Genomic DNA, 24,832 nt, shown 5'->3' on the forward strand with positions numbered 1-24,832 from the left:
GTAGTTCGCATCAACATCAGGTTCATTTCCCCGCTGGCACTCGGTCGTTACACTCGCTGTCATGAATACATCCGGTGAACGCTTAAGGGCCCTGCTCAGGGAATGCGGTCTGACCCCTTCCGACCTTGCCGCCTTGCGTCATGTGTCGGCCCAGCACGTCAACAAATGGTTCAAGCGCGGCGTCCCACTGGCCCGACTAGACGAACTGGCCGAGCTGTTCTGCGTAAACCGACGCTGGCTACACACAGGCGATGGCCCCAAGCACCCGACGTCCATCTTGCGTCAGCCCAGACAACCAGAGGCTGGCGAAGGGTTGGTTGCCGTGTCGACGATGGATGGGCGGCTGCTGCCAGTACCCTTGCACGAACTGCACGAAGGCAAGCTGGTACCCATCAAAGGCAAATACCTGCGCCTCCCTGCGCAAGCGCTGCAGAAACTCGGCGTCGCCGCCAGCCAGACCGTCTGCATGATCATGCCGGCCACTAACATGGCGCCGCTGATCCCAGGAAACGCCCTGTTGGCCATCGACCTTAGCCTGACCGACGTGATCGAAGGCGAAACCTATGCCTTGCTGCATAACGGCACGCTCAGGGTGAACTGCCTGAGCCTGGGCCAATCGGGGACCCTGTGCCTGCACAGCCACGACCGTCGAAATCACGCGGTCGAACGCTACACCCCCGCGCAGCTAAGAAGCCAGGACCTGAAAATTCTAGGCTGGGTATTCCACTGGTCACATTTTCGCCAGAAGCGCGCCGAATGAAACAACCTGTGCCATTTTTCGCTGGGCATCCAGCGCCAGCCCTAGTATGCTACGCGCCACATCAGCCCCGACCGGTGCAAACCGCGATCCAGAGGGCTTGGCGACGTCTCACACAGCCGTCTGCCATCTCTATTCTGGCCGAGTGCCAACACGATTAAGGCGATTGCGGCTTACCAAAAATTAGCCAAGACCGTCCCCGAGAAGCCGGCCACAAGCCGGCTTTTTAATTGCCCAAAATAATCTCCTCCCATCCTAGTCACCGCCTAGATAAGGTTTACGCAGATCAAATTCGCCCTCTTCAAAAGTTAATTCATTAAACATCCCACACCTCTAAATCAAATCGTACAAGGACAGTTCGACAAGAACTGCTCCGCTTCCTGCCTTAACTGCCGGGCTCGAGAGGCCGGCAGGCCTGATGTTCGCAACGCTCACTGCCAAACATCCATCTGACGCCTACTAAGCTCTGTCTGAGATCCCAAGAAACTGAAATGTGGCCCCGGAACAGCCGGGGTTCTGTACAGTCGCCGGCCATCTGCGGAAAGGAATTCTGTGATGGCAAAGCGTTATTAACTCTCGGATGAGGCGTGGGCAGTGGTCGCCGATCTCTTTACGGCAGCCCACGTCAGGGGCAGGCCCCGCAGCAGTGATCGCTTGATGCTCGATGGTGTGCTCTGGGTGCTGTGCTCAGGAGCAGCCTGGCGAGATATGCCCGAGCGCTTCGGGTCTTGGGCGACGGTCTATCACCGCTTCCGGGTCTGGCGAAACCGCGGAACATTCGATCAGATGCTCAGACGATTGCACCTCAGACTCAATGACAAAGGCTTGATCGATCCCCACACCTGGATGATCGATTCGACCGCTGTTCGAGCAACCCGTGCTTCATCTGGAGCGCGGAAAAAAGGGGGCCTGACGAGCCTACCGATCACGCTCTAGGCCGCAGTCGCGGCGGACTGACAACCCAAATTCATATGCTCTGCGATGCCAACGGGATACCGCTGCGCTTCCTTCTCTCCGGCGGCCAAGCCAGCGACATCAGCTATGCCCAGCCGTTACTTGATGATGTCAGCATCCCGACAAACCAGCGTGGTCGTCCACGCAAACGATGCAAATGGTTGCTGGCTGACAAAGGCTACGACGCCGAGGCCTTGCGCCGTTACTGCGATCGATATCGGATGCAGCCGGTCATTCCGCTGCGCTCAATGAAACGCAAACCCAAACCCGGCTTGCCAAGACTGTTTGACCGCCCAAAATATCGACAGCGCAACATCATCGAACGCATGTTCGGCTGGCTAAAAGAGAACCGCCGAATCGTCACGCGCTTCGACAAGCTCGCAAAAAGTTATGCCGCAATGGTCTCGCTGGCTTGTGTCATGCGGTGTATGCGACGGCTTTTTTCAGACAGAGCCTAAGTCAAGATCCAATAAGCTATATGGGAGGGATAAATCTATATAGCTATGCGGATAATCCGACGGAGTGGCTTGATCCGTTGGATCTTGCTCGAATAAGTGGACCAGGTAGTAGGCCTGGTAAAGATTTTACAAAGGCTGGGAGGAGAGAGGTTAAGCAAGAAAATATTGACCGTTATGGTCACTTGACTTGCGAGAGCTGCAGCGTGCAGGCGTTCAATGCAGTCAGGCATGAGCGGGGTGTGAGACCGCCTGACAATGAGGCACATGTTGATCACGTGATTCCTAAGGCAAAGGGCGGTTCGGGAACTCCAGAGAATGGACAGGTTCTGTGTAGGGTCTGTAATCTAGAGAAAAGTGATTCTTGTGAAATATAGGCGGTGCTAATGGAAAAGGTTTTTATTAGCTTGAATGTTGTTGATGGCTACCCCCCGGTTGGGGTTGAAAGTGTATGGGCTGAAAAAAAAGACGGAAATCTTTATAGAATTAAGAATATACCGTTCTACTCAAAGGAGGTGTGTTTTGAGGACGAGGTGAGTACCTCAAAGGGAAGTGATGGTGAGGCCGTTTTCGTTGCTGTGGTGGCTGATGAGGGTAATAGTACAATTAGGATTATATTTTTTGATGGCGATGAAAGTGTGCCAGGTTTGATCATGGCCGAGATTTCCAATATGGGCTGTTCTTGGGAGGGAATGAGTAAAAAATTTTTCTCAGTAAACGTTCCTCGGGAGGTTGATTTTGATGAGGTTGTCAAGTATTTGGAGGTAAAGAGCGAAGAAGGCTGGTTGGATTATGAGTACGGCAAGGTACGTCAATAGTATGCGCGATTTTTATATGTTTGGCGGGCTGCGCCTACTTGTTTAGGTGCGGTTTTTTAAGTTTAATTAAAGTTTTGATTTTTGATTTTTGTAAAGCTTTGGTGTGAAGTCTGATGGGTGATGGATAGGTTTTAGTTCTTACGCTCCTTTCGGTCACCCATTGTAAAAATAGGTCTGTAATGAGTATCAAGGCTTTTCGTACAGAGCCTAAGCCAAAGAAAATGATGTCGATACCCAGACGGCTGACGGCCTGTAACAAGCGGCCAGCCGATTTCGCAGATGAACCTCTAAGCAAGAGAACTAAACCCCTAGCACTGGGACTTCATGCAGTAAATTTTTCTGCCTAATATCCTTAATTTTCTGGACATCACCCAGGTCCCTTTCGATTAATACATCCAACAACTGATCACACCAATCCACCTCTAGCGCAGTCTTCCTGTCTACATCTTCGTCTAAAATATCGATTGCTTCAGCCACCTTCGCAATGGCGTATCGAACTGACTCATGGCTGGAATTTTCTAAATACTCAACACAATAAGATGTACAAATCACAGCACACCGGGCCTGATCTACCAACTCATCACTGTAGTCCTCAGTATCCGGAATACCACTATAAACTTCTTGATACAACAGCTTAAGCTCGTGCTTATCCAGCAACACATGCCGCTGAAATAACTCAGCCAGAGCCGAAGAGTTGACATCTACACTCAGGGCATATTTTTTACAGTACTCAGCATAAATTCCTGCCACACGCTCTGCCCCTTAAAGGCAAAACAGAGATATTTTTTCTCTCGACATCCCAAACAATTTGTCAAAATTCATCTTCATCAAACCCGCCTACTTCTTCAGTAAGCTCACTTTTATTATAACGCGCTTCACTACATGCCCATTTTTATCTGTAACACGACACTTCAAAAGCTCATTACTCTCGAGGAGGAAAAACAGGCTTTCCATTGCAATGTGAATACTCTCCTGCCAACCTGGAGAACTTTCATTACGAAGCCACCAATACGTCAATACCCCAAACCGGATAATCATTAGTCATTACAACCTCCTTTCAACCTTGGACAATCCCCGCTGGTAGGGCGCCGCTATGATTAACTGCTCAATCTCGCCCGAGCCTTTTCAATAGCCCCCTTAAGCACTTGAGCATCGCCGCTAGTAACTTTCAAACTTTTTATTTCACCCATTAGATCAACAGAGTAAACTAACGAGTCGAGCATCATATTAATCCGCCCTAACCCGCTAGATCCCTTAAACTCGCCATAGGGCAACTGCACCCGCAACTCAATATCTTTACTTGCTTTATGATAGCGCCTAATCTCAGGATAATCTCCGACTCTGTCATCCGGCATGACGATGAAAATGACGCTCCATTTTTTTGCACCACACGAGAGTTCAACGTCTTTTATAAACTCAGAAATTATTGGTTCTATCGCCTTGCGCGCCTCTGACACCGCCTCATTAACTGATATATGTTTTTCACTGGACATCCAGAAATCCATTGCCCACCCCCTAGTAATCGCCTTTATTTAACGGCGGCCTATTACCACCATTAGCCGCCCTGTACTCAACAATCTTCTCATGTTGCCAAGCATGCATTTCCTTCTTAGTGCCTGACGCTTCCTCAACCATCTCGACGTTATTTTCATTTAGATATTTTTTCGAGTACCGTCGCGACCCCATGGTTGTTTCACCATACTTCATTACCTCATCACTGTCGCGATCTCTCAATGTATATCCAATTGCCGGTTTAGTTGAGTTATGACTATTCCCATGAGTACCATCCGTCTCACACGGACACGGTATCGAAGGATCTTTCCCTGCCCCAAACCGCCCATTCGACTGACGCGGCTGTCCTTTCCACAGCCCCAACGGATCAATCCACTCCACAGGGTTCGGCGCATAGGCAAACAGGTTTAAACCGCCGCCGTAGCTAATCGGATCCTGGCTCACAAACCGCCCAACCCTCGGATCATAGTACCGATACCGGTTGTAATGCAGCCCGGTCTCATGATCGTGGTACTGCCCCTGGAAGCGAATCGGGTTGCTCATCCCAACCTGCTTTGCCCACTCCGAACGCACCTCGCGCACGTCACCCCACCCAGTTCGCGCTGGCGCTTGGCGCGTTGCATCTGGTTCCAGCCGCTGCCCGCACGGGGATCGTCGTAGTGATGCGCGGTCGAGTGTTTGTGCAGGCGACGGCCCAGGGCGTCGTAGCTGTACGCCACGCTGAGCTTGCCATCGTCGAAGCGGACCAGACGGTCGAACAGGTCCCAGGTCAGGCGGGCCTTGTCGCCGTTGTGCAGGCGGTGGATGAGGTTGCCGCGTTCGTCGTACTGGTAAGGCGCAGCTGCGTGCCAAGGTCGAGCATCCCTTCCAGGTGATCAAGGTGCGCTTCAATCATCGTAAGGTTCGCTACCGTGGACTGGAAAAGAATACGGCGCAGTTGTTCAGTCTGTTTGGGTTGGCCAATCTGGTACTGGCCAGTAGCATCTCTCAAATAGCACTCACTGTGAATTGAGGCGTTTGGATGTTTCGCGCTAGAAACCCCGACTCCATCAGGACTTAATCCTTCGACCTGTACAAATAGCCGGCCAGACACCATATTGAGACATCTAAGCGATTCCGAGCTTATGCTTAGCCTGGTCGACGACACCCCTAAGAAGATCAGCGTCGGAATCGGACATTTTTAGACTTTTTATACCAACCATCAGATCAACTGAAGGACTTAATCCCTCAAGCATAAATCCAACCATCCCAACATCATCTGCATCTTTGAAATCTTAAAACGGGAGCTGCACACGCACTTCAATAACGCTTCGCTGCTTATGATATTTTCTGACTTCAGGATAGCTATCTACAATATCGTCCGGCATCATTATTGAGATATAGCTCCATGTACCCGCCCCACACTCAAGAGTAACGTCTTCGAGTAGATCAGACATGACAGCCGCCACCTTCCTCCGGGCGACCTGCGCACCCGGACCAACCAAAATATCCTGCTCACTTGAAGAATGAAAATTCATATAAGCCTTCTAATAATCACTATTATTGAGTGGCGATCTCTTCCCACCGTGCGCCGACTTATATGCAATAATCTTCTGATTTTGCCAGGCGTGCATTTCCCTTTTTGTTCCACCCGCCTATCGCTGCATGTAAACGTTGTTTTCAGATAGATATTTCTGAGTATACCGCCGCTCTCCGTGTATCGTTTCACCATACTTCATTACTTCATCAGTATCCGCATCTCTCAATGTGTAACCGATAGCAGGCTTAGGGTCTGTATGAAAAGTCTTGAGACGAAGGTCAGGCAAGGCGAAAACAGCCGAGGAAGCGGAGTTTACGGGTTGCAAATGAGCATTCGGAGGCGGTTTTCAACGCAGCATCACCGAGTATCAAGGCTTTTCGTACAGAGCCTAGTCAATGGTCATGCCGAGCACATAACAGCTACGTTAGGCGGAGAGATTTAAGCCACCCGGGCAACTAATCGGATCTTGATAAACCAACTACCATCCCTCGGTTCGTGGCAGCGATAACGTTTGTAATGCAGCCAAGGAGCTAAGCTCCTCGACCGCAAATTGAAATCAGCACCCTACAAATGATGAGCTATTTTTTGCCCATTTCTTAAACAACCCATCAACCTCTTTGGCCAAACCTAAAACTTTTTGCTCCGCAACCTCGTTCCCAATTCTCATATCCTCTGGAATCTCACTCATTCGACAACTGTCATTCGGACCAAAATACCCAGCCAGATGAGCGTTAACTCTGAACACAATATGATGCATTCGCCAGCATGTGGCGGCCTCGTAAGGGCTACAACTTGCGTACCCATGCTCACTTACTGGCTTAGGGTGTCGCACCCCACCAACCCTAAAGTCAGAATGATACTCCAGCGTTATATCTCTATAATTCGAAACCAATCTATCATAGGCTTCATCCCTAAACAAAATTCGCCATCTAGGTATCTCAGAAAATCGCATGGAGCATAAAATTGGCCTAAAAAGACGCTCTGTCATATCCACTTGCCCCAAAGTTTTCGGCGGCTCACGATAAAATTTTTTAAAAACCTCTATTAAAGCCCCTGCATTATGCTCAACATGTTCGATAAACCTAGCTAATACAAACCCAACCTCACCTGCTGGGGTGATCGCTGGAATGTAGAAAATATCGCCGGCTTGGACATCATTCCTTAAAAGCTTCATCATCTTACACCTTAAAGCTCACAAGTATTTTTTGATTTGATTCTTTCATATTCGGCGACATGCGATCTACCACGCTCGTCTTGCCTAGACTTATCAATCGGTTCAATGATATTCCCTGGGAACCCGGTTTTTGTATCATAAACCTCTCGATAGTACTGCTCCTGCCCCTTCGACTGTGTATAAGTAAGGCCTTCCGAGACTGGTTTCAACGCTCCATTACCTAACCGGCCTGACTGAGCATGCTGAGCCTCTCGCTTAAGCGGATCTTGTTTAGTATGTCCAATATAGTAAGGAATCTCGTCATCTGGTTTATAAAGCCCATAAACGATATAGCCAGGTTCATTAAGCGGCGTTGGAGTGAGGCCTCGTGTGTCGACCCAAAATATTGGGTTCGGCGTATACGCGAAGAGGTTTAGCCCTCCGGCATAACGAATAGGATCCTGACTCACAAACCGCCCAACCCTCGGATCATAGTACCGATACCGGTTGTAATGCAGACCCGTCTCATGATCGTGGTACTGCCCCTGGAAGCGAATCGGGTTGCTCATCCCAACCTGCTTGGCCCAGTCCGAACGCACCTCGCGCACGTCACCCCACGCCTTGTACTGCCCCGCCCACGCCACCTCTCCGTGGTGGTCGGTCAGCTCCATCGGCGTGCCCAGGTGATCGCACTGGTACCAGGCAATCGCATCGATCGGCTGCGGTTTCACTTCGTGTTGCCACAGCGGGTCCTGGTCGATGTCGTATTCGCGTCCACGCCAGTCCGGCTGCCGTAACAGGCGAATCGGTGCCTTGCGCAGCGCCTGCGCAACGGGCACGAAGCTGTCCGGTTCGTACAGGTAATGCACGGTCCGCCCGGTTTCGCCTTCGTCCTGCGGCGGCGAGCTTTCCCAGGCGAGGTTGTCGCCATCCCAGCCGTACAGCGTGTAACCGCAACCCAGTTCGCGCTGGCGCTTGGCGCGTTGCATCTGGTTCCAGCCGCTGCCCGCACGGGGATCGTCGTAATGATGCGCGGTCGAGTGTTTGTGCAGGCGACGGCCCAGCGCGTCGTAGCTGTATGCCACGCTGAGCTTGCCATCGTCGAAGCGGACCAGACGGTCGAACAGGTCCCAGGTCAGGCGGGCCTCGTCGCCGTTGTGCAGGCGGTGGATGAGGTTGCCGCATTCGTCGTACTGGTAATGCGTGCCGGCGTACTCGCGCAGCAGGTTGTCCATCAGCTTGTTGCGACGCGGGTCGCTTTCCAGCGGGCGGTTGAGTTCCTGGGTCTTCTGGTCCAGCAGGTTGCCAGCCGGGTCGAAGGCGAAGGTCTCGACACCCAGGCGACTGGTGGCTTGCAGCAGACGGCCCACTGGGTCGTACTGATAAGCCAGGTGACCACGGCGGGTGTCGTGGATGTTGGTCAGCTGGCCGATGGCATCGTATTGATACTGGCGCTTGAGCAACGTGGACTTGCCGTCGTGGCTACCCAGCCATTGCGCCTGCAAGCGACCTGCCGGGTCCCACGCCTGGGTCTGCATCAGCTGGTTGCCCTGGTGCCGGACCACCTCACGGTGCAGAGCATCGCGCTCATAGGCCAGCAGCTCATGCTGGTCAACGGTCATGCCCAGCACGTGACCGCTGCCGTAGGTGAGCGTGCTGACCTTATGGCCATCGGGGCGAATCGTCGCCGTGCGCAGGTTCAGCGCGTCATACTCGTGCTTCCACACCGCGACCATCGGCACAGCGGTCTTGAGGTAGTACTGATGCTCGCGAGTGAGGTTGCCCGCTTCGTCATGGAACCATTGCAGCTTGCTGTCGGCATTGATGGCCTGGATCAGCTTGCCGTTGCCGTCGTAGGCAAAGGTTTCTTCCTGGCGCTGGTCGCCCTGGCGGGCCGTGCGCGAGGCCAGACGCCCGACGGCATCGAAGGTGATGTCGATCCGGCGTTGACCGACCTGGGTGCTGGCCAGTCGACCGCTGTCCGGGTCGTACTGGTAGCGGGTGACCAAACCATCGAAGCCCTTTTCTTCCAGCAGGCGACCGACCGGGTCGTACAGGAACGTGGCCTTGCTGTCGTTCTCGTTCTCCAGCCCGATCAGGCGGCCCAGCTTGTCCCAGCGGTAGCGCAGGCTGTGCTCGTTGGCGTCGACCCGTTCGACCAGTTTGCCGGCCGCGTCGTAGGACCAGGTAGTGCAGCGGTCCAGCGCGTCGACGTGGGCCAACAGGCGGCCTTCGGCATCGCGTTCGAAACGCTCTTCGGTGTTGTCGGGGTGGGTGACTTTCGCCAGCTGACCGGCCTTGTACGCGTAGGTGGTCTTGTTGCCCGCCGCATCGGTGAACAGCACCAGACGACCGACGTCGTCGTACTCCCATTGACTGGTCTTGCCCGAGCAGTCGGTGTACTCGATCAGCTGGTCCGCCGCGTTGTACGCCAGCTTCTTCTCGTTGCCGTTGGCATCCTTGATCGCCTTCACCAGGCCCGAAGGCGTGTAGGCGAATTCGGTCTTGTTGCCCAGCGGGTCGGTGGTTTCGACCAGGTTGCCTTTCCGGTCGTAATCACGCAGCCACAGGCCGCCTTCTGCGTCGCGGATCTTGATCGGGTGACGACGGTCGTCGTAGGCAAAGTGCGTCTTGCTGTGGTCGGCACGGATATGGCGAATGACGCTGCCTTGATCGTCGTAGTCGTAGCGGTCTTCGCTGCCATCGGCGTGCACGTGGCGCAGGAGCTTCTTGCGCTCATCGCGGAACAGCCACTCGGAGCGTTCGTCCGGGTAGCGGATGCGATACAGGTGGCCCTGGATATCGTAGTAGTACCAGGTCTCCTGGCCGTGAGCGTCGGTGACGTAGGTCAGGCGGATGTTCTCGTCCCACGCCAGACGCGTGTCGTAGCTGCCGTCGTCGGCCCATTCATGGATCGCCTTGGCCTGGGCGCTGCTGCCCTCCCATTCCAGGTTCATGCCGCGCCCGGTGCGGTCGGTGTAGCGGGTAACCAGGTGGTGCTGATACTGGTAATGCCAGGCGGCGCCGTTCTCGTCCTGGGCGGCGATCAGGTCGCCCTGTTCGTCATAGTGATAGGCGCAGAGCTGGCGTAGCGGCTGACCGTCGCGCATTTCCCACAGGCCTTTGATATGGCCGTGATCATCGATCAGGGTGCCGAGGTGACGTAGGACGTTCTTCGCATCACCCTGGAAGGTGATGATGTCGGACAGCACCGGGCGGCCTTCGTGGCGATGCTCGTAATGCAGCATGCAGCCGGCGTCGTTCTCCAGCAGGATCTTGCGCAGGTAATAACGTTCGCCCACGCGCAGGTAGTATTCCTTGCGCACGAACCCACGGCAGATCACCAGTTCGCTGTCGGTGCTGCGCACCAGCAGCAAGTCTTCGATGGCGTTGAACAGCGCCTTGCCGACCTTGGGCAGCTCGAATGCGTGGCTGCGGCCGTCGAAGTCGTGGAACAGCACGCCTTTGCCGACGATGTCGATGCGGGTGGTGAACTCGGTTACCCAACGAGCGCCCAGGCTGCCCTGGTCGTACTCGGCCAGGCGCGAGTGGTAGATCCGCTCCCACTCGATGGGAAATGGGCCTGGCAAGCTGAAATCGGTGTGCTGAATGAATTCCGAGCCCAGCGAGAAGCTGATGCTGTGGCCGGTACGGGCCTTCGGTTCAGCGGGGCACGGTGGACGCTTGGGGCTTGGGGTCTGCTCGGCTGGGGCCTGTTTACCCACGACAGCAAGCTCACCCTTGCTCTGCTCCCGCTCCACCTTGGTCACGGTATCCGGCTTGGCCACCCCTGGCTGGCCGTTCTTGTGGCGGCTGCGGAAGCCTGCCACCGCCCCACCCAGCACCGTCAGCATCCAACCGATGCTCATCTGCGTCGCAGGATCGGACAGCTTGTTCAGCTGCGTGGCCATTTCCCCGCCCAGCGCTCGCAGCTGCCCGGTATTGGCCAGCACGCTGTTCTTGATGTCATCGGGCATCAGCTTGCTGGTAGCGCTGTTGGCCATGCCTTTACCAGCCGCCTTGCAGGCGCTGTGCACCGCCCCGAAGAAGTTGCTGATCGCCGCCTTGGGGTCGTTGAGCAACTGGTCGCTGGCGGCTGCCATCTGCTTGCTCGCCGCCGCCTTGTCGCCCTGGGCGTCGAGTTGGCCGAGCACGACTTTCTCCAGGCCCGTGGCAATTTCGCCAGTCACCTTGGTACCCAGATCGCCCGCGTCCTTGAGAATGCCGGCGATCTTTGGCTGTGCCTGGGTCACAAAGTCGTCGAGGGTCCCGGCGATGGTGGCGTTGAGGTGGCCCATCAGCACCGTGATCAGCGAGTCGCCCAGCAGCATCTTGGCGCTGTTGCGCAGCTCCTGGCGGACCAGGAACAAGGTCGGGCGCAAGCTCATGCGGGCGGCGGCCATGGTCGGCGGCGCCGGCAATACGCCGATCAGGTTGATGCCCAGGCTGACCCAGTCGAGCACCTGGCGGTGCTTGCTCTTGACCAGGGTGACCACATCGCCCAGGGCGTCGACCAGAGCCATGATGTTGCCCACCACCGGCAAGGCACCGGCCACGGTCTTGATCCGTTCGAGGGTGACGTAGCCGCTGCTGACCGACTGCAACCAGGCGTCGAAGGCGGCGGCGCCGCGGCCCACGTCCTTGGCGTCGATGGTGTTGAGCGGGGCGACCGCGACTTGCGCTTCGCGTTGCTTGGTTTCGCCGCTCATGCCAGCACCTCACTGCCCAGCGGGCGCTTGGCCGGGTTGGCGGGAGGGCTCAGCGTCGGCAGCGCGGGCAGTTGCTTGAGAGTGTCGGCGGCCTTGAGGGCCGAGGCGGCGCCGGGCACCACCGTGCTGGCGAGCTGGGTCATGGCGCTGGTGTCGCCGCCGACGACGGCCTTGACCTGTTGCACCTGTTGCAACGCGGCCTGGCCACTCTGGGCCAGTTTCATGCCGGTGCTGGCCAGGGACTTGCCCTGCTCCAGCAGGCCGCCGCCGCTCGAACCCAACATGCCCTGGGCCACGGTTTTTCCTTGTGCCATTGCGTCCTGTACCAATGCCTTGCCTTTGTCCATGCCTTGCTGGGCCAGCGCCAAGCCCTGGCCCAGCAGCCCGTCCGCGCCCTTGGTGCCACTCGCGACTTCGCCGACCACGGCCTGCTGGCCGGGGGCGATGTCGTCGAACTGGCCTTTCACCGGCCAGGCGTTCGCGCCGAAGAAGCTGGCATCGGACCAGGTGTCGGCCGGGTCTAGGCCGAAGTCGACCCACAGCGGGCCAGCGGCAGCGCCGGATGCCTGATTGAAGCCCTTGCCGTCGAGGCTGCCCTTGATCGAGGCGCCCAACGCGTCGATCACCCCGTAGTCGCCGGTCTTCACACCCGCGCTGTTGACGTACTGGTAGAGCAGTTCGAGGTTGCCCTTGCCCGGCTTCGGCGGTTCGGGGAACGTACCCGCCTTGCTCGCGGCGCCGATGTGGGCGAACTGCGCCGCGTGGGCGGTGTAGTTGCCACTGGTGACATGGGTGATACCCGCCGCGTTGTACGTGGTGGCGCTGCCGCCGCCTTGCACGACCAATTCGGTCTTGGCGGTTAGCACGATGCGGTCGGCATTGGCGGTGATGTCGAGCTTGGCCAGCAGGTTGATGTTGTCTTTCAGCGCGCGGATATCGATGTCGCCCGCAGCCGCCACCAGTCTCCAGCCCAGGCTCTGCACGAACAGGCGCATGCCCTGGCTGGCACTGGCCAGCAGGCGTTTGCCGATCGACAGGCTGGTGTGCCCGGTACTGCTCAGGGCCAGGTGCTCACCGGTCGACACGTGCGTCGGCCCTGGCGTGGTCAGGGCGATGCCGGCAGGGCTGGCGAGCACCAGGTGCGGCTGGGTGAGTTCGGGAAACTCATTGGCGCTCTGGTTGGCCGGGCCGCTGCCGAGAATGCCCTGATGCTGCTCGTGCAGTCGCTTGGCCACCTCGTCCTGATCGCCTGGCTCCTGTGCCTGCATCTGCTTGGCCAGTTCAGCCAGGCTGTCCTGCTGCTCGCTGGCGGTGGCCAGGCGCTCGGCCGTCTCGGGCAGGTCCTTGTGGTGCCTGGCTTCGTTCGGCCGGGGCTCGGTGGTGATCAGCAGGCCACCAGCGGCGCGCACGGCGCCGTGGCGGTCGGTGCGCAACTCGAAGCCTTCACCGCGCGGGGCGCCGCCGCTCGGCCGGGGGTGGGTCAGGTAGCCGAGGTTCAGCGCACTGGCGCCGTGGTCGCTGCGCAGGGCGATGCTGATTTCACCGGTGGTGTCGTCGATGCGCAGTTCGTTGCCGCGGCTGCCCTTGTATTCCTTGCTCTTGATCGTGGCCAGGGTCTTGAGGTCGGGCAGCTTGTAGTGCGGCATGTTCACGCCGTGGTACAGGCAGCCGGTCACCAGCGGCTGGTCGGGGTCGCCTTCAAGGAAGCTGACCAGCACTTCCATGCCCACGCGGGGCAACTGCAGGCCGGCGATGCCCTGGCCGGCCCAGCCGGAGGCGACGCGCAGCCACACGCTGGACTTGTCGTCGGCCTGGCCTTCGCGGTCCCAGAAGAACTGCACCTTGATGCGGCCGTATTCGTCGCAGTAGATCTCTTCGCCGGCCGGGCCGCTGACCACGGCGCGCTGGTCGCCCAGCACCCGGGGCTTGGGGTGGCGCAGCGGCGGGCGGTACGGGGCGTCCCACGGCGTGGCGGTGAAGGTGTTGCGGTAACCCTGCTGGAAACCGTCGTACTTCGCGTCGATGTCGCTGGTGATGACTTCTTCCAGCACCTGCGGCTGGCGGCCTTGGTGGTGCACGGCGAGCAGCAGCCAGAGGTCGTTCCAGGCCGCGTTGGGGTGGCTGGCCAGGGCCAGGAAGTGCCCGCTGGCCAGCAGCGGTTGGTCACTGCGGCCCTCGGCCTGGCGGAAGTCGCTGCGGTGGCGCTCCAGGGCGCGGGTGGCCAGGTGCTTGCCACGGGCGCGGTCGAGGAAGCGGCCGGGGTAGTCGTAGTCTTCAAGGTCCGGCTCGGCGTGGCTGACGGCCTCGCCTTCGAGCTGGATCAGCGGCTTCTTGAAGTCGTAGTCGCGGCGCGTGACGCTGCTGGTGCGGGTTTCCAGGCGCAGGGCGAAGCCCTTGATCATCGGCGTGTCGGCGACCAGCCCGGCGTCGTGCTGGAAGCTGACCGGGGCCAGTTTGGGAAACACCGTCTGGTCGTCGCCGAACACCAGCAGGTGGCCGTCGGCGCGGTGACGAAAGTGATAGTGGATGCCTTCTTCTTCGCACAAGCGCTGGATGAAGTGCAGGTTGGACTCGTCGTACTGCACGCAGTATTCGCGTTGCGGGTACTGCGCGCCCAACTGGAACTGGTAGGCATTGGCGAGGATGCCATGCTCCTCCAGGACCAGGGCGATGATCTGCGGCACGGTCTTGTGCTGGAACATGCGCTGGTTGATGCGGTGGTCCAGGTACGCCAGCTGCGGGCGCAGGGTGACCTGGTAGCGGGTCAGGCGCTTGCCCGACTCGCCCTGGGCGGCGCGATAGATCAGGCCGTGCAGGCCACGGCCGGCATCGTCGAGCTGGAGGAAGGCGGGTTTGTGCAGCAGGCGTTCCAGGTCCAGCGAAGGGCGTTCGCTGACCAGCTCGAGGTCAATGGCATAGGCGTGGCTGATGGCTTCCGTGCCGTTGAAGGCGAGGACCTGGAAATCGTGCTCCAGGCCGTCGATGTGCAAGCTGAAATGGGTCTGGTTCGCGGCGGCAAACATCCCTGTCCTCCTTTAGGAAAACGTAGTGAAAACGACCGCAGCCCGCCGCGCGAACGCGGCAGGCAGCGGTGTGATCCAGGTTTAGCCTGCGACCGGAACGCGCCAGTCGTCGGAACCGGAAGTCCCGGAGACCTCGTGGGTCCAGGTGATCTTGCGGTAGGTGAAGTACACGTCTTCCAGGTGGGTGAAGTGGGCGTTGGCCGGGTCCTGGCAGTTGTGCATGTAGTCCTTCATGTCGACGATGATCGCGTCTTCCAGGACGGTGGTGTAGTAGTGCTCCTGGGTGCCGGCGGCCGAGGTGCGGTACCACTTGATCTCGACCTTGGTCATGCGCTCGCCGGAGGTCAGGGCCGCCAGCAGCAGTGGCGAGGCCTTGTCGAAGACCTTGGTGATCTTCACCGGTTTGTGCACGCGCTGGCCGGTCGGTTGGCCGGACTGCGGATCACGGGGGATGATCACCTGGTGGTCGAAGCCCTGGACCATCACCTGGTCTTCGTGGCCTTCCTGGTAGGTGTTGCCCACCGAATCGGCGGTGAACGCGCCAGCGGTGATCAGGCCTTGTTTTTCGCCGGTGACGGACATGTACGCGGGTGTTGCCATGGTGCTGCTCTCCTTGCTGTGGATAAGTGCCTTTTTCGGCAGCTAATTGCCGGTCAATCGGATCTTGATGTGACAAAAGTCGTGCCAACTTGAGGAAAAGCCTTATAGATCAAGGCCTGCAGCGACCCACACTGAAAATCGGGGAGCTTTTTCGGAAAAAACCACGGGAAAAGTGCGCAACTTCTTGCGCAGTGGTGTGCAAAAAGTTGCGCAGTTGCCTGTACGCCATATTTCTCAAGGCCTACAGGAATGTATGCACAGGCTTATCCACATTTGAGTGCGCAACTTCTTGCGCAGTTGACTAAAAAGTCAGGAGAGTGCGCCGAAGCTGTAAAAAACATCGCAAAGTGCAGCACGCCGGCCACAAACTTAAGCTCGGGTTGCCATGGACTGGCTGTAGGCAAACACGAGGTAGGCGACCCAGCTACTGCTTGGTGGGGTACTGTCAGGAAGTGCCGGATGATGGCCTTTCCGAACCACCGCTGCGTGCGCTTCAAACTGGCAGCCAAGCCACCCTGCAAAGCTGACGCAAACGTCATGCGCCACTCAGTTTCCTGACAGGCTCAGGTCCCTAAATTGCCTCTGGACAGAGCGCCGATCGGCGCCAACGAAAAACCAGAGGGAACACCCATGAACAGCGTCAAGGCAGTTGTGATGGCAGCAACCTTCGGCATGGCAAACCTGGCCCATGCAGAAGGCGGTGGGGACCGCACCTTCATGAGGATGGAAGCCGCTCGGCAATCCTCCCAGCAGGCTTATCAGCTTACCCAGGAGAACAATGGCCAGACCCCCGTCGCCGCTCAGCAAGACCAGCACACAGGGCACAAGCACTGCTGAAGCAAGCTTACAGAAATGTAATCACCCTCGAACCCGAACTATGGCAGTTTCAAGTGACCTCCTCCGGCAAATCGGGTGCTTCGTCGAAAACCTGCGAAGCTTGCGAGGACCGAACTGAAACCGAGGGCTGCGACATTCGGCGGCCTGGATATCAGCTATTTCTCTGACTGGACGCAACGGCATGCAAAGCAAAACCACACGACGATCCTTCGTCAAAGGCCTGGCTGCTACCGGACTACTGGGCGGGTTGGGCATGTGGCGCGCGCCGGTGTGGGCGGTGACCAGCCCTGGCCAGCCCAATGTGCTGACAGGCACAGAATTTGACCTTTACATCGGTGAGCTGCCGGTCAATATCACCGGCGCCCCGCGCACCGCCATGGCAATCAACGGTTCTCTGCCAGGCCCCACGCTCCGTTGGCGCGAAGGCGATACCGTCACGCTTCGGGTGCGCAACCGTTTGAAGCAGGACACGTCCATCCACTGGCACGGCATCATCCTGCCGGCGAACATGGACGGTGTCCCAGGCCTGAGTTTCCATGGCATCGCCCCTGATGGCATGTACGAGTACAGGTTCAAGGTCCATCAGAACGGCACCTACTGGTACCACAGCCATTCTGGCTTCCAGGAGCAGGTCGGGGTGTATGGCGCACTGGTCATCGATGCGAAAGAGCCCGAGCCGTTCAGTTATGACCGGGACTATGTGGTGATGCTCAGCGACTGGACGGACGAAGACCCTGCCCGGGTGCTCTCCAAGCTCAAGAAGCAGTCTGACTACTACAACTTCCACAAGCGAACGGTGGGTGATTTCGTCAACGACGTCGGCGAAATGGGCTGGTCCGCCGCGGTCGCTGACCGCAAGATGTGGGCCGAGATGAAGATGAGCCCCACCGATCTTGCCGACGTCAGCGGGTACACCTACACCTACCTCATGAATGGCCAGGCGCCAGACGGAAACTGGACCGGCGTTTTCAAGCCCGGTGAGAAAATCCGGCTGCGCTTCATCAACGGCTCGGCCATGACGTACTTCGATGTGCGCATTCCTGGCCTGAAGATGACCGTGGTCGCGGCGGATGGGCAACATGTCAATCCCGTTTCGGTCGACGAGTTCCGTATCGCCGTTGCTGAAACCTACGATGTCATCGTTGAGCCACAGGATGAACAGGCATACACCATTTTCGCTCAATCCATGGATCGCTCGGGGTACTCCAGGGGCACCTTGGCTATCCGCGAAGGCTTGCAAGCACCGGTTCCAGCCGTCGACCCTCGCCCCGTCATCTCCATGGGTGACATGGGCATGGACCACGGCAGCATGGCGGGGATGAATCACGGCAGCATGGCCGGCATGGACCACGGCGACATGGCCGGTATGGATCACGGCAACATGGCAGATATCGGTGGGGCCATGCAAAGCCATCCCGCCTCAGAGACCAACAATCCGTTGGTCGACATGCAGACGATGACTCCAACCGCAAAGCTGAGCGACCCGGGGGTTGGGCTGCGCGACAACGGCCGTCGGGTTCTGACCTACTCGGATCTGCGAAGCACCTTCATCGATCCGGACGGTCGGGAACCTGGCCGAACCATCGAACTGCATCTGACCGGCCACATGGAGAAGTTCGCCTGGTCCTTCGACGGCATCAAGTTCTCCGATGCCGCCCCCCTGCGCCTGAAGTACGGCGAGCGCCTTCGCATCACCCTGGTCAACGACACCATGATGACCCACCCCATCCACCTTCATGGCATGTGGAGCGACCTGGAGGATGAGCACGGCAACTTTATGGTTCGAAAACACACGATTGACATGCCCCCCGGCTCGAAACGGAGTTATCGCGTGACCGCAGATGCCCTGGGACGCTGGGCCTATCACTGTCACCTGCTGTTCCACATGGAAATGGGCATGTTCCGAGAAGTCCGCGTGGACGAATGAACTGGAGATCCGAAATGAGCAAACCCCTGAAACGAAACACCTTTGTCCTTTGCGCTGCGATGGCGGGCCTGTTCACCGTTTATGCCCCATCGTCGTGGTCGAGCGACACCCATGAACAACATACCCAGACGTCTGCCGATTCCGCGAAGGCCAAGGGCGCTCAAGGCATGGATCACGGCGCCATGAAAGGTATGGATCATGGCTCGATGCAGGGCATGGATCACGATGCGATGAAAGGCATGGATCATGGCTCGATGCAGGGCATGGATCACAGCAAAATGATGCAATCGCATGGCAGCGACGACGCTAAGGCAGGGAAAGATGACCAGTAGCCTGGCGCGACCCTCGCTGCTGGCCCTGACCGTTTCGCTTGGCGTGCTGGGCGTTGCGCCCAGCTTCGCCGCTGAAGAGGTGGACCACTCGGCGATGGATCATTCGTCCATGGGGCACGACTCGATGCCAGGCATGGACCACAGCCAGATGGGCGCAAGCGAGCCTCGGAAAAAAACCGCGCCCGCCGATCACAGCAAGATGGATCATACGAGCATGCAGGGGATGGACCATGGCGCCATGGATCACTCAACGATGAACCACGGTTCCGCGGCGCCTGCCACTACCAGCCGTACCCCGATTCCCGTACTCACGGATGCAGACCGCCAGGCAGCGTTCCCGCCGTTGGGCGGACATCGGATGCACGACAGCGCAATCAACAGCTTCTTCTTGCTGGACCAACTCGAGTACCAGGATGCTGACGAAGGCAGCGCGCTGGCCTGGGATGCTACTGGATGGATAGGCGGTGATATCAACCGGCTCTGGATACGCTCCGAGGGTGAACGGACCAACAGTGTCACCGAAGATGCCGAACTACAGCTGCTCTACGGCCGCTCGGTCAGCCCTTGGTGGGATGTGGTTGCCGGGGTTCGCCAGGACTTCAAGCCGCAATCTCCTCAGACCTGGGCTGCGTTCGGCATCCAGGGCATGGCACTGTACGGTTTCGAAGCCGAAGCCACTGCATTCCTCGGCGAAAACGGCCAGACCGCCGCCCGCCTGGAAGGCGACTACGACATACTCCTGACCAATCGCCTGATCCTGCAGCCAACCGCTGAAGTCAATTTCTACGGCAAGAACGATCCTGAGCGTGGTGTGGGTTCCGGTCTTGCCAATACCGAAGTCGGCGTGCGGCTGCGGTATGAAATCGTTCGCCAGTTCGCACCTTACATAGGCGTCACCTGGAACCGCTCCTATGGCAAAACCGCCGACTTCATCCGTGATGAAGGTGGGGATGTGGATGAAGCACGTTTCGTCGCCGGCATCCGCATGTGGTTTTGAGAGCCAGACATGAAAAGAACGATAACAACGCTGGTTGCAGCAGGCGCCGTCACCAGCGCGAGCGTTCTGGCAGCCGCGTACTTTGGCGTGGTGAACGTCGCGGCCGATGATCCTCACTTCCCGGCAGTACATGCCTTTCTGGCCATGGTTCGGGATCGTTCCATCGAGGTGCGCGCCAGGGATATCGAGGTACCAGACCTCAAGGACGAAAACCTGATTCGCATGGGCGCTGGTAACTACAACGCCATGTGCATCGGTTGCCATCTTGCCCCCGGCGTTGAGAAGACAGAGCTCAGCCAGGCGCTGTACCCCTCTCCTCCCGACCTGACCAAACTTGGGGTCAGCGGTGATCCCGCTGTCGCGTTCTGGACCATCAAACACGGCATCAAGGCCACAGGCATGCCAGCTTGGGGCAAGAGCATGGGTGACCCGTACATCTGGGGAATTGTCGCCTTCCTCGATCAGCTACCCCGAATGAACGCTCAGCAGTACAACGCGATGGTCGCGATCAGCGGCGGTCACCAGCATGGGGGTGGCGAAAGCGAAATGCACAATCATGAAGGCCAACACGGCGACAACGTGCCAGGTCGCTACGAAGAGGCAGCCTCGGGAAGTGGCCACCATGACAAGGGGCAATCCAAGGCGCATCATCCGGCTTCGCCAAGCGCACCCACCGCGCCTGGCCATCACGGGCATGGCGAGGCCGACAGCGCCCAACACTCGAAGCCGGCTCCGAAGTCGCATTTTCACCGCGATGGAAAGGAGCACACCCATGAGCACTGAAAGTCATCGGCATCGCCATGGCATGCCCAGGGGCTGAGAAAGTTTACCGTGAATATCCCCCTCGACGCGCGCACCTCGAGGGGGAGCTCCATCAACCAGCGACCCCGCTTCCGGAGCTCGTCAGCGGGTTGGCGCCGCCCTGCTCCACACGCCGGCGACGTCGTGTCACCAGCAGGCCCGAGCACACCACCAGTATCGCCAGCGCCATGGTCGATACCACTTCGAGCCGGTGGTCGGGGCGCAGCAACATCAGCACCAGCACGGCGCTGATGAACAAGATCACACCCCATGTCAGCCAAGGGAACAGCCACATCCTGTAGCTCAGGGTCTTACCTTCGGCGATCAGGCGTTTACGCAGGCGCAGCTGGGAAATGGCAATCACCAGATAGACCAGCAGAGCAATCGCACCCGAGCTGGCCATGAGGAAACCGAACACCTTCGAGGGCACCAGGTAGTTGGCGATCACCGTCAGGAACGCGGCACCGGTAGACAGCATTACGGCATAGATCGGCGTACCGCTGCGGGCGGTCACCTGGGCACAAGCGGGCGCATCGCCCCGGCGGCTCAGCGAATAGAGCATGCGCGAAGCGGTGTACAGCGAGGAGTTCAGGCAACTGGTCACCGAGGTCAGCACCACGAAGTCGATGATGGCCTTGGCATGGGGCACGTTGAGAATATTCAGCACCGCCACATAGGACCCTTCGCTCGCCAGCCTTGGATCGTTCCACGGCACCAGCGCCACGACGATGAAGATCGACAGGATGTAGAACAACGTGATCCGCCAGATCACCGAGTTGGTGGCCTTGGAGATCTGCTTGCCAGCGGCATCGGACTCCGCCGCGGCAATGGTCACCACCTCGGCACCGAGGAACGAGAACATAGTGATCAGCATCGCGCTGAGCACTGCGCCAAAGCCGTTGGGCATGAAGCCGCCGTTATCCCACAAGCGTGAAACCCCGCTCACGCCGGTGCTGGGGAACAGGCCAAGGATGGCGCAGGCACCGAGGATGATGAAGCCGACGATAGCGGCCACCTTCACCAACGCCAACCAGAACTCGAACTCGCCGTAGTGCTTGACGCTGAACAGGTTGGTGGCGGTCAGCAGCAAGGTGATGACCAACGACAGCACCCAGATTTCCATCTGCGGCACATACGTGTTGATGATGGTTGCGGCGATATTGGCTTCGATGGGAATGATCAGCACCCAGAACCACCAGTAGAGCCAGCCGATGGTATAGCCCGCCCACTTGCCGATGGCCTGGTCGGCATAGGTGGAGAACGAACCGGTGTCTGGCGACGCGACGGCCATTTCCGCCAGCATGCGCATCACCAGCACGACCAGCACGCCGGCGAAGATGTAAGCAAGGATGGTGGCCGGGCCGGCCTCTGCAATGGCCCGTCCTGAACCTACGAACAAGCCGGCGCCAATGACACCGGCAATGGAAAGCATGGTCACATGACGGGACTTGAGCCCGTGACTGAGATTGTTCTTATCGTTCTGCATGGCATTACCTTTGTTCTTGTACTGCCTCTGAGGGCATTTTCGGTGTCCGCGCTCACCAGCATCGGACGAAAAAGCCCGCCCTGTCCGAGAGGGTGAGTCGGACAGATGCGGGTGAGCACAGACCAGGGTGACGCTGACTCAAGAAAGCGCCGACGGCCGTCGAGCGACCGTCAGGCATGAGTGTCAGGCGAGCTCGTCGAAGCACTCGCCGATCAAGGCCAGACCGCGCTGCAAGTCCGCGTCGCTGACGGTCAGCGGAACCAAAATGCGCAAGACGTTGTAATAGGTGCCGCACGACAGCAGGATCAGCCCTTTGTCACGGGCCTTGGCCACCACCTTGGCGGTCAGATCGGCCGCAGGCTTGCTCAGGTCACCGCCCTCGAACAACTCTACGGCGACCATGGCACCCAGGTTGCGCACATCCACCAGGCTGTTGTGACGCTCGCCGATGGCGCGCAGGCCGCTGGTGAGGATTTCACCGACCGCCTGGGCCCGCTCCAGCAGTTTCTCGTCGTCGAAGGCTTCCAGCACGGCCAGGGCAGCGGCGCAGGAGACTGGGCTACCGGCGTAGGTCCCGCCCAGGCCACCGGGAGCCACCGCATCCATGATCTCGGCACGGCCGCACACACCAGCCAGCGGGAAACCACCGGCGATGGACTTGGCGAAGGTGGTCAGGTCGGCGGCGACGCCCAGTTGCTCCATGGCGAAGAAGGTACCGGTACGACCAGCACCGGTCTGCACTTCGTCGGCGATCAGCACGATGCCGTGCTCGTCACACAGGGCGCGCAGACGGGCCAGGAAGTCTTTCGGCGCGACGTTGAAACCACCTTCGCCCTGGACCGGTTCGAGAATGATCGCGGCGATGTCAGTCGGCGCGGCGTCGTTCTTGAAGATGCGTTCGACGCTGGCGATGGCGTCATCGCTGCTCACGCCATGCACCGCGTTCGGGTACTGGGCACGGTAGATGCCACCTGGCATCAGGCCCATGCCCGCAGAGTACGGCACGACCTTGCCGGTCAGGCTCAGGGTGTAGTGCGTACGCCCATGGTAGGCGCCGGTGAAGGCGATCACACCCTGGCGGCCAGTGGCGGCACGGGCGATCTTGATGGCGTTCTCCACCGCTTCGGCGCCGGTGGTCACCAGCAAGGTCTTTTTCTCGAAGTCGCCCGGCACGCGCTGGTTGATCTTCTCGGCCAGGGCCACGTAGGGCTCGTAGCCAAAGACGTGGAAGCAGGTGTGGGTCAGCTTGGCCAGCTGCGCCTGGACGGCTGCCATGACTTTCGGGTGCAGGTGGCCGGTATTGAGCACCGCGATACCGCCGGCGAAGTCCAGGTACTGTCGGCCCTCGACGTCCCACACGGTGGCGTTCTCGGCACGCTCGGCGTAGATCTGGTGGATTTGCCCGACGCCACGTGGAATGGCGGCCAGGCGGCGTTGTTGCAGGCTCTGGTTGGTGTTCATGTTCGCTCCGTTCAAGACTCGATCAACGACGGTCGTGGTTACACGCCGATGCACAGGTATTTGATTTCCAGGTAGTCATCGATGCCGTACTTGGACCCTTCGCGGCCCAGGCCAGAGGCTTTAACACCGCCGAATGGCGCGACTTCGTTGGAGATGATCCCGGTGTTGATACCGACGATGCCGTACTCCAGCGCCTCGCCCACACGGAACACCCGGCTCAGGTCGCGGGCATAGAAATAGGCCGCCAGGCCGTATTCTGTGTCGTTGGACATGGCGATGACTTCGTCTTCGTCCTTGAAGCGGAACAGCGGCGCCAGCGGGCCGAAGGTCTCTTCCTTGGCCACGGCAGCATGCTGGGGCACGTCGACCAGAATGGTCGGCTCGAAGAAGGTGCCGCCCAGCGAATGCGGTTTGCCACCCGCCACCACACGGGCGCCCTTGGCAACGGCATCCTCGATGTGCTCCTGGACCTTGGCCACGGCCTTGGCGTCGATCAGCGGGCCGGTGGTGATGCCGGCTTCCAGGCCGTTGCCGATGTTCAGGCGCGCGACTGCCGCCTTGAGCTTGTCGACGAAGGCGTCGTAGACGCCGTCCTGCACATACAGGCGGTTGGCGCAAACGCAGGTCTGGCCGTTGTTGCGGTACTTGGAAACCAGGGCACCTTCGACGGCTGCATCCAGATCGGCATCGTCGAACACGATAAACGGGGCATTGCCGCCCAGTTCCAGGGACACTTTCTTGATGTCCTTGGCGCATTCGGCCATCAGTTGGCGACCGATTTCGGTAGAGCCGGTGAAGGTCAGCTTGCGTACGATCGGGTTGTGAGTGAGTTCGCCGCCCACTTCACCGGCACTGCCGGTGACCACGCTGAGTACCCCCTTGGGAATGCCGGCACGCTCGGCCAACTCAGCCAGGGCCAGGGCCGAGTACGGCGTCTGCGAAGCAGGCTTGAGCACCATGGTGCAGCCGGCGGCCAACGCCGGCCCGGCCTTGCGGGTGATCATCGCCGAGGGGAAGTTCCACGGGGTGATCGCCGCGGTGACGCCAATCGGCTGCTTGATCACCATCAGGCGCTTGTCTGGCTGGTGGCCGGGGATCATGTCGCCATAGACACGCTTGGCTTCTTCGCCGAACCACTCCAGGAAGGAAGCGGCATAGGCGATTTCGCCTCGGGACTCGACCAGCGGCTTGCCCTGCTCGAGGGTCATCAGGCGCGCCAGGTCTTCCTGGTTCTGCATCATCAGTTCGAACCAGCGGCGCAGGCGATTGGCGCGGTCCTTGGCAGTCAGGGCGCGCCAAGCCGGCAAGGCCCGTTCGGCGGCTTCGATGGCGCGGCGGGTCTCGGCAGCGCCCATCTTCGGCACATGGCCGATCAGTTCGCCGGTGGCCGGGTTGTTCACCCTGAGGGTCTGGCCGCTGTCGGCATCGACCCAGGCGCCATCGATGTAGGCCTGCTGGCGGAACAGGCTGGAGTCTTGCAATTGCACGCTA

At 58.9% G+C, this 24,832-nt stretch carries 17 protein-coding genes and 2 pseudogenes; 9 read left to right on the forward strand and 10 right to left on the reverse strand.

Annotated elements, in window-relative coordinates; genetic code table 11:
- The first annotated feature begins 61 nt into the window (after positions 1–61).
- The 3 genes from P3R38_RS22060 (at position 62) to P3R38_RS22070 (ending at position 2,984) form a co-directional block, all read left to right on the forward strand.
- Entirely contained in the window at positions 62–760 is a 699-nt protein-coding gene (locus tag P3R38_RS22060; RefSeq protein WP_277686608.1) for a helix-turn-helix transcriptional regulator, read from the forward strand.
- A 591-nt stretch (positions 761–1,351) separates the two neighbouring features.
- Positions 1,352–2,169 (forward strand): IS5 family transposase gene (locus tag P3R38_RS22065; protein WP_256584474.1). Its coding sequence is split into 2 segments (ribosomal slippage): positions 1,352–1,661 and positions 1,661–2,169, totalling 819 coding nucleotides; the frame shifts between segments, so codons are not numbered across the junction.
- A 383-nt stretch (positions 2,170–2,552) separates the two neighbouring features.
- Entirely contained in the window at positions 2,553–2,984 is a 432-nt protein-coding gene (locus P3R38_RS22070) for a DUF4265 domain-containing protein (RefSeq protein ID WP_023381478.1), read from the forward strand.
- A 300-nt stretch (positions 2,985–3,284) separates the two neighbouring features.
- On the opposite strand, the gene P3R38_RS22075 is transcribed toward P3R38_RS22070, so the two are convergent.
- The 3 genes and pseudogenes from P3R38_RS22075 to P3R38_RS22085 form a co-directional block, all read right to left on the reverse strand.
- Positions 3,285–3,734, reverse strand: a complete 450-nt coding sequence (locus tag P3R38_RS22075; RefSeq protein WP_277686609.1) for a hypothetical protein — start codon at positions 3,732–3,734, stop codon at positions 3,285–3,287.
- A 347-nt stretch (positions 3,735–4,081) separates the two neighbouring features.
- Entirely contained in the window at positions 4,082–4,477 is a 396-nt protein-coding gene (locus P3R38_RS22080) for a hypothetical protein (RefSeq protein WP_277686610.1), read from the reverse strand.
- Between the two features lie 373 nt (positions 4,478–4,850).
- Positions 4,851–5,329, reverse strand: a pseudogene (locus P3R38_RS22085) (RHS repeat-associated core domain-containing protein); the annotation flags it as partial.
- Here P3R38_RS22085 and P3R38_RS22090 point away from each other — a divergent pair.
- Positions 5,329–5,508: pseudogene (locus P3R38_RS22090) on the forward strand (transposase); the annotation flags it as partial. The pseudogenes P3R38_RS22085 and P3R38_RS22090 sit on opposite strands and share 1 nt — an antisense overlap.
- Before the next feature lie 1,063 nt (positions 5,509–6,571).
- Here the strand turns inward: P3R38_RS22090 and P3R38_RS22095 are convergent.
- The 4 genes from P3R38_RS22095 to P3R38_RS22110 form a co-directional block, all read right to left on the reverse strand.
- Positions 6,572–7,192, reverse strand: coding sequence for a hypothetical protein (locus P3R38_RS22095; protein ID WP_277686611.1), 621 nt, complete (start codon positions 7,190–7,192; stop codon positions 6,572–6,574).
- A gap of 8 nt (positions 7,193–7,200) precedes the next feature.
- Entirely contained in the window at positions 7,201–11,877 is a 4,677-nt protein-coding gene (locus tag P3R38_RS22100; RefSeq protein ID WP_277686612.1) for an RHS repeat-associated core domain-containing protein, read from the reverse strand.
- Positions 11,874–14,900, reverse strand: a complete 3,027-nt coding sequence (tssI, locus tag P3R38_RS22105; RefSeq protein WP_277686613.1) for a type VI secretion system tip protein TssI/VgrG — start codon at positions 14,898–14,900, stop codon at positions 11,874–11,876. Before tssI ends, P3R38_RS22100 begins: the two co-directional genes overlap by 4 nt.
- Positions 14,901–14,981: 81 nt before the next feature.
- Positions 14,982–15,500, reverse strand: a complete 519-nt coding sequence (locus P3R38_RS22110) for an Hcp family type VI secretion system effector (protein ID WP_023381485.1) — start codon at positions 15,498–15,500, stop codon at positions 14,982–14,984.
- Between the two features lie 630 nt (positions 15,501–16,130).
- Between P3R38_RS22110 and P3R38_RS22115 the strand changes: the two genes are divergently transcribed.
- The 5 genes from P3R38_RS22115 (at position 16,131) to P3R38_RS22135 (ending at position 20,376) form a co-directional block, all read left to right on the forward strand.
- Entirely contained in the window at positions 16,131–16,337 is a 207-nt protein-coding gene (locus P3R38_RS22115) for a co-regulatory protein PtrA N-terminal domain-containing protein (protein WP_277686614.1), read from the forward strand.
- 181 nt (positions 16,338–16,518) lie between these two features.
- Positions 16,519–18,264, forward strand: coding sequence for a copper resistance system multicopper oxidase (locus tag P3R38_RS22120; protein ID WP_277686615.1), 1,746 nt, complete (start codon positions 16,519–16,521; stop codon positions 18,262–18,264).
- Positions 18,265–18,278: 14 nt separating this feature from the next.
- A complete protein-coding gene (locus tag P3R38_RS22125; protein WP_023382570.1) occupies positions 18,279–18,596 on the forward strand; it encodes a hypothetical protein in 318 nt (105 codons plus the stop codon).
- Positions 18,586–19,593 carry a copper resistance protein B gene (locus tag P3R38_RS22130; RefSeq protein WP_277686616.1) on the forward strand — a complete coding sequence of 336 codons (1,008 nt, stop codon included), beginning with the start codon at positions 18,586–18,588 and terminating at the stop codon, positions 19,591–19,593. Before P3R38_RS22125 ends, P3R38_RS22130 begins: the two co-directional genes overlap by 11 nt.
- 9 nt (positions 19,594–19,602) lie before the next feature.
- Positions 19,603–20,376 carry a cytochrome c gene (locus tag P3R38_RS22135; protein WP_023382572.1) on the forward strand — a complete coding sequence of 258 codons (774 nt, stop codon included), beginning with the start codon at positions 19,603–19,605 and terminating at the stop codon, positions 20,374–20,376.
- A 91-nt stretch (positions 20,377–20,467) separates the two neighbouring features.
- Here P3R38_RS22135 and gabP read toward each other — a convergent pair whose 3' ends face one another.
- The 3 genes from gabP to gabD all read right to left on the reverse strand — a co-directional run bounded on the left by gabP (position 20,468) and on the right by gabD (position 24,828).
- Positions 20,468–21,880: a GABA permease gene (gabP, locus tag P3R38_RS22140; RefSeq protein WP_023382573.1), complete on the reverse strand. Its 1,413-nt coding sequence runs from the start codon at positions 21,878–21,880 to the stop codon at positions 20,468–20,470.
- 183 nt (positions 21,881–22,063) lie between these two features.
- On the reverse strand, positions 22,064–23,341 hold the full coding sequence (gene gabT / locus P3R38_RS22145; protein ID WP_277686617.1) for a 4-aminobutyrate--2-oxoglutarate transaminase: 1,278 nt from the start codon (positions 23,339–23,341) through the stop codon (positions 22,064–22,066).
- A 38-nt stretch (positions 23,342–23,379) separates the two neighbouring features.
- Positions 23,380–24,828 (reverse strand): NADP-dependent succinate-semialdehyde dehydrogenase, encoded by a 1,449-nt coding sequence (gene gabD, locus P3R38_RS22150; RefSeq protein WP_104883245.1) that lies wholly within the window; start codon positions 24,826–24,828, stop codon positions 23,380–23,382.
- Between the last annotated feature and the right edge of the window lie 4 nt (positions 24,829–24,832).

It is taken from the genome of Pseudomonas sp. NyZ480, assembly GCF_029537255.1.
Taxonomy (GTDB): domain Bacteria; phylum Pseudomonadota; class Gammaproteobacteria; order Pseudomonadales; family Pseudomonadaceae; genus Aquipseudomonas; species Aquipseudomonas taiwanensis.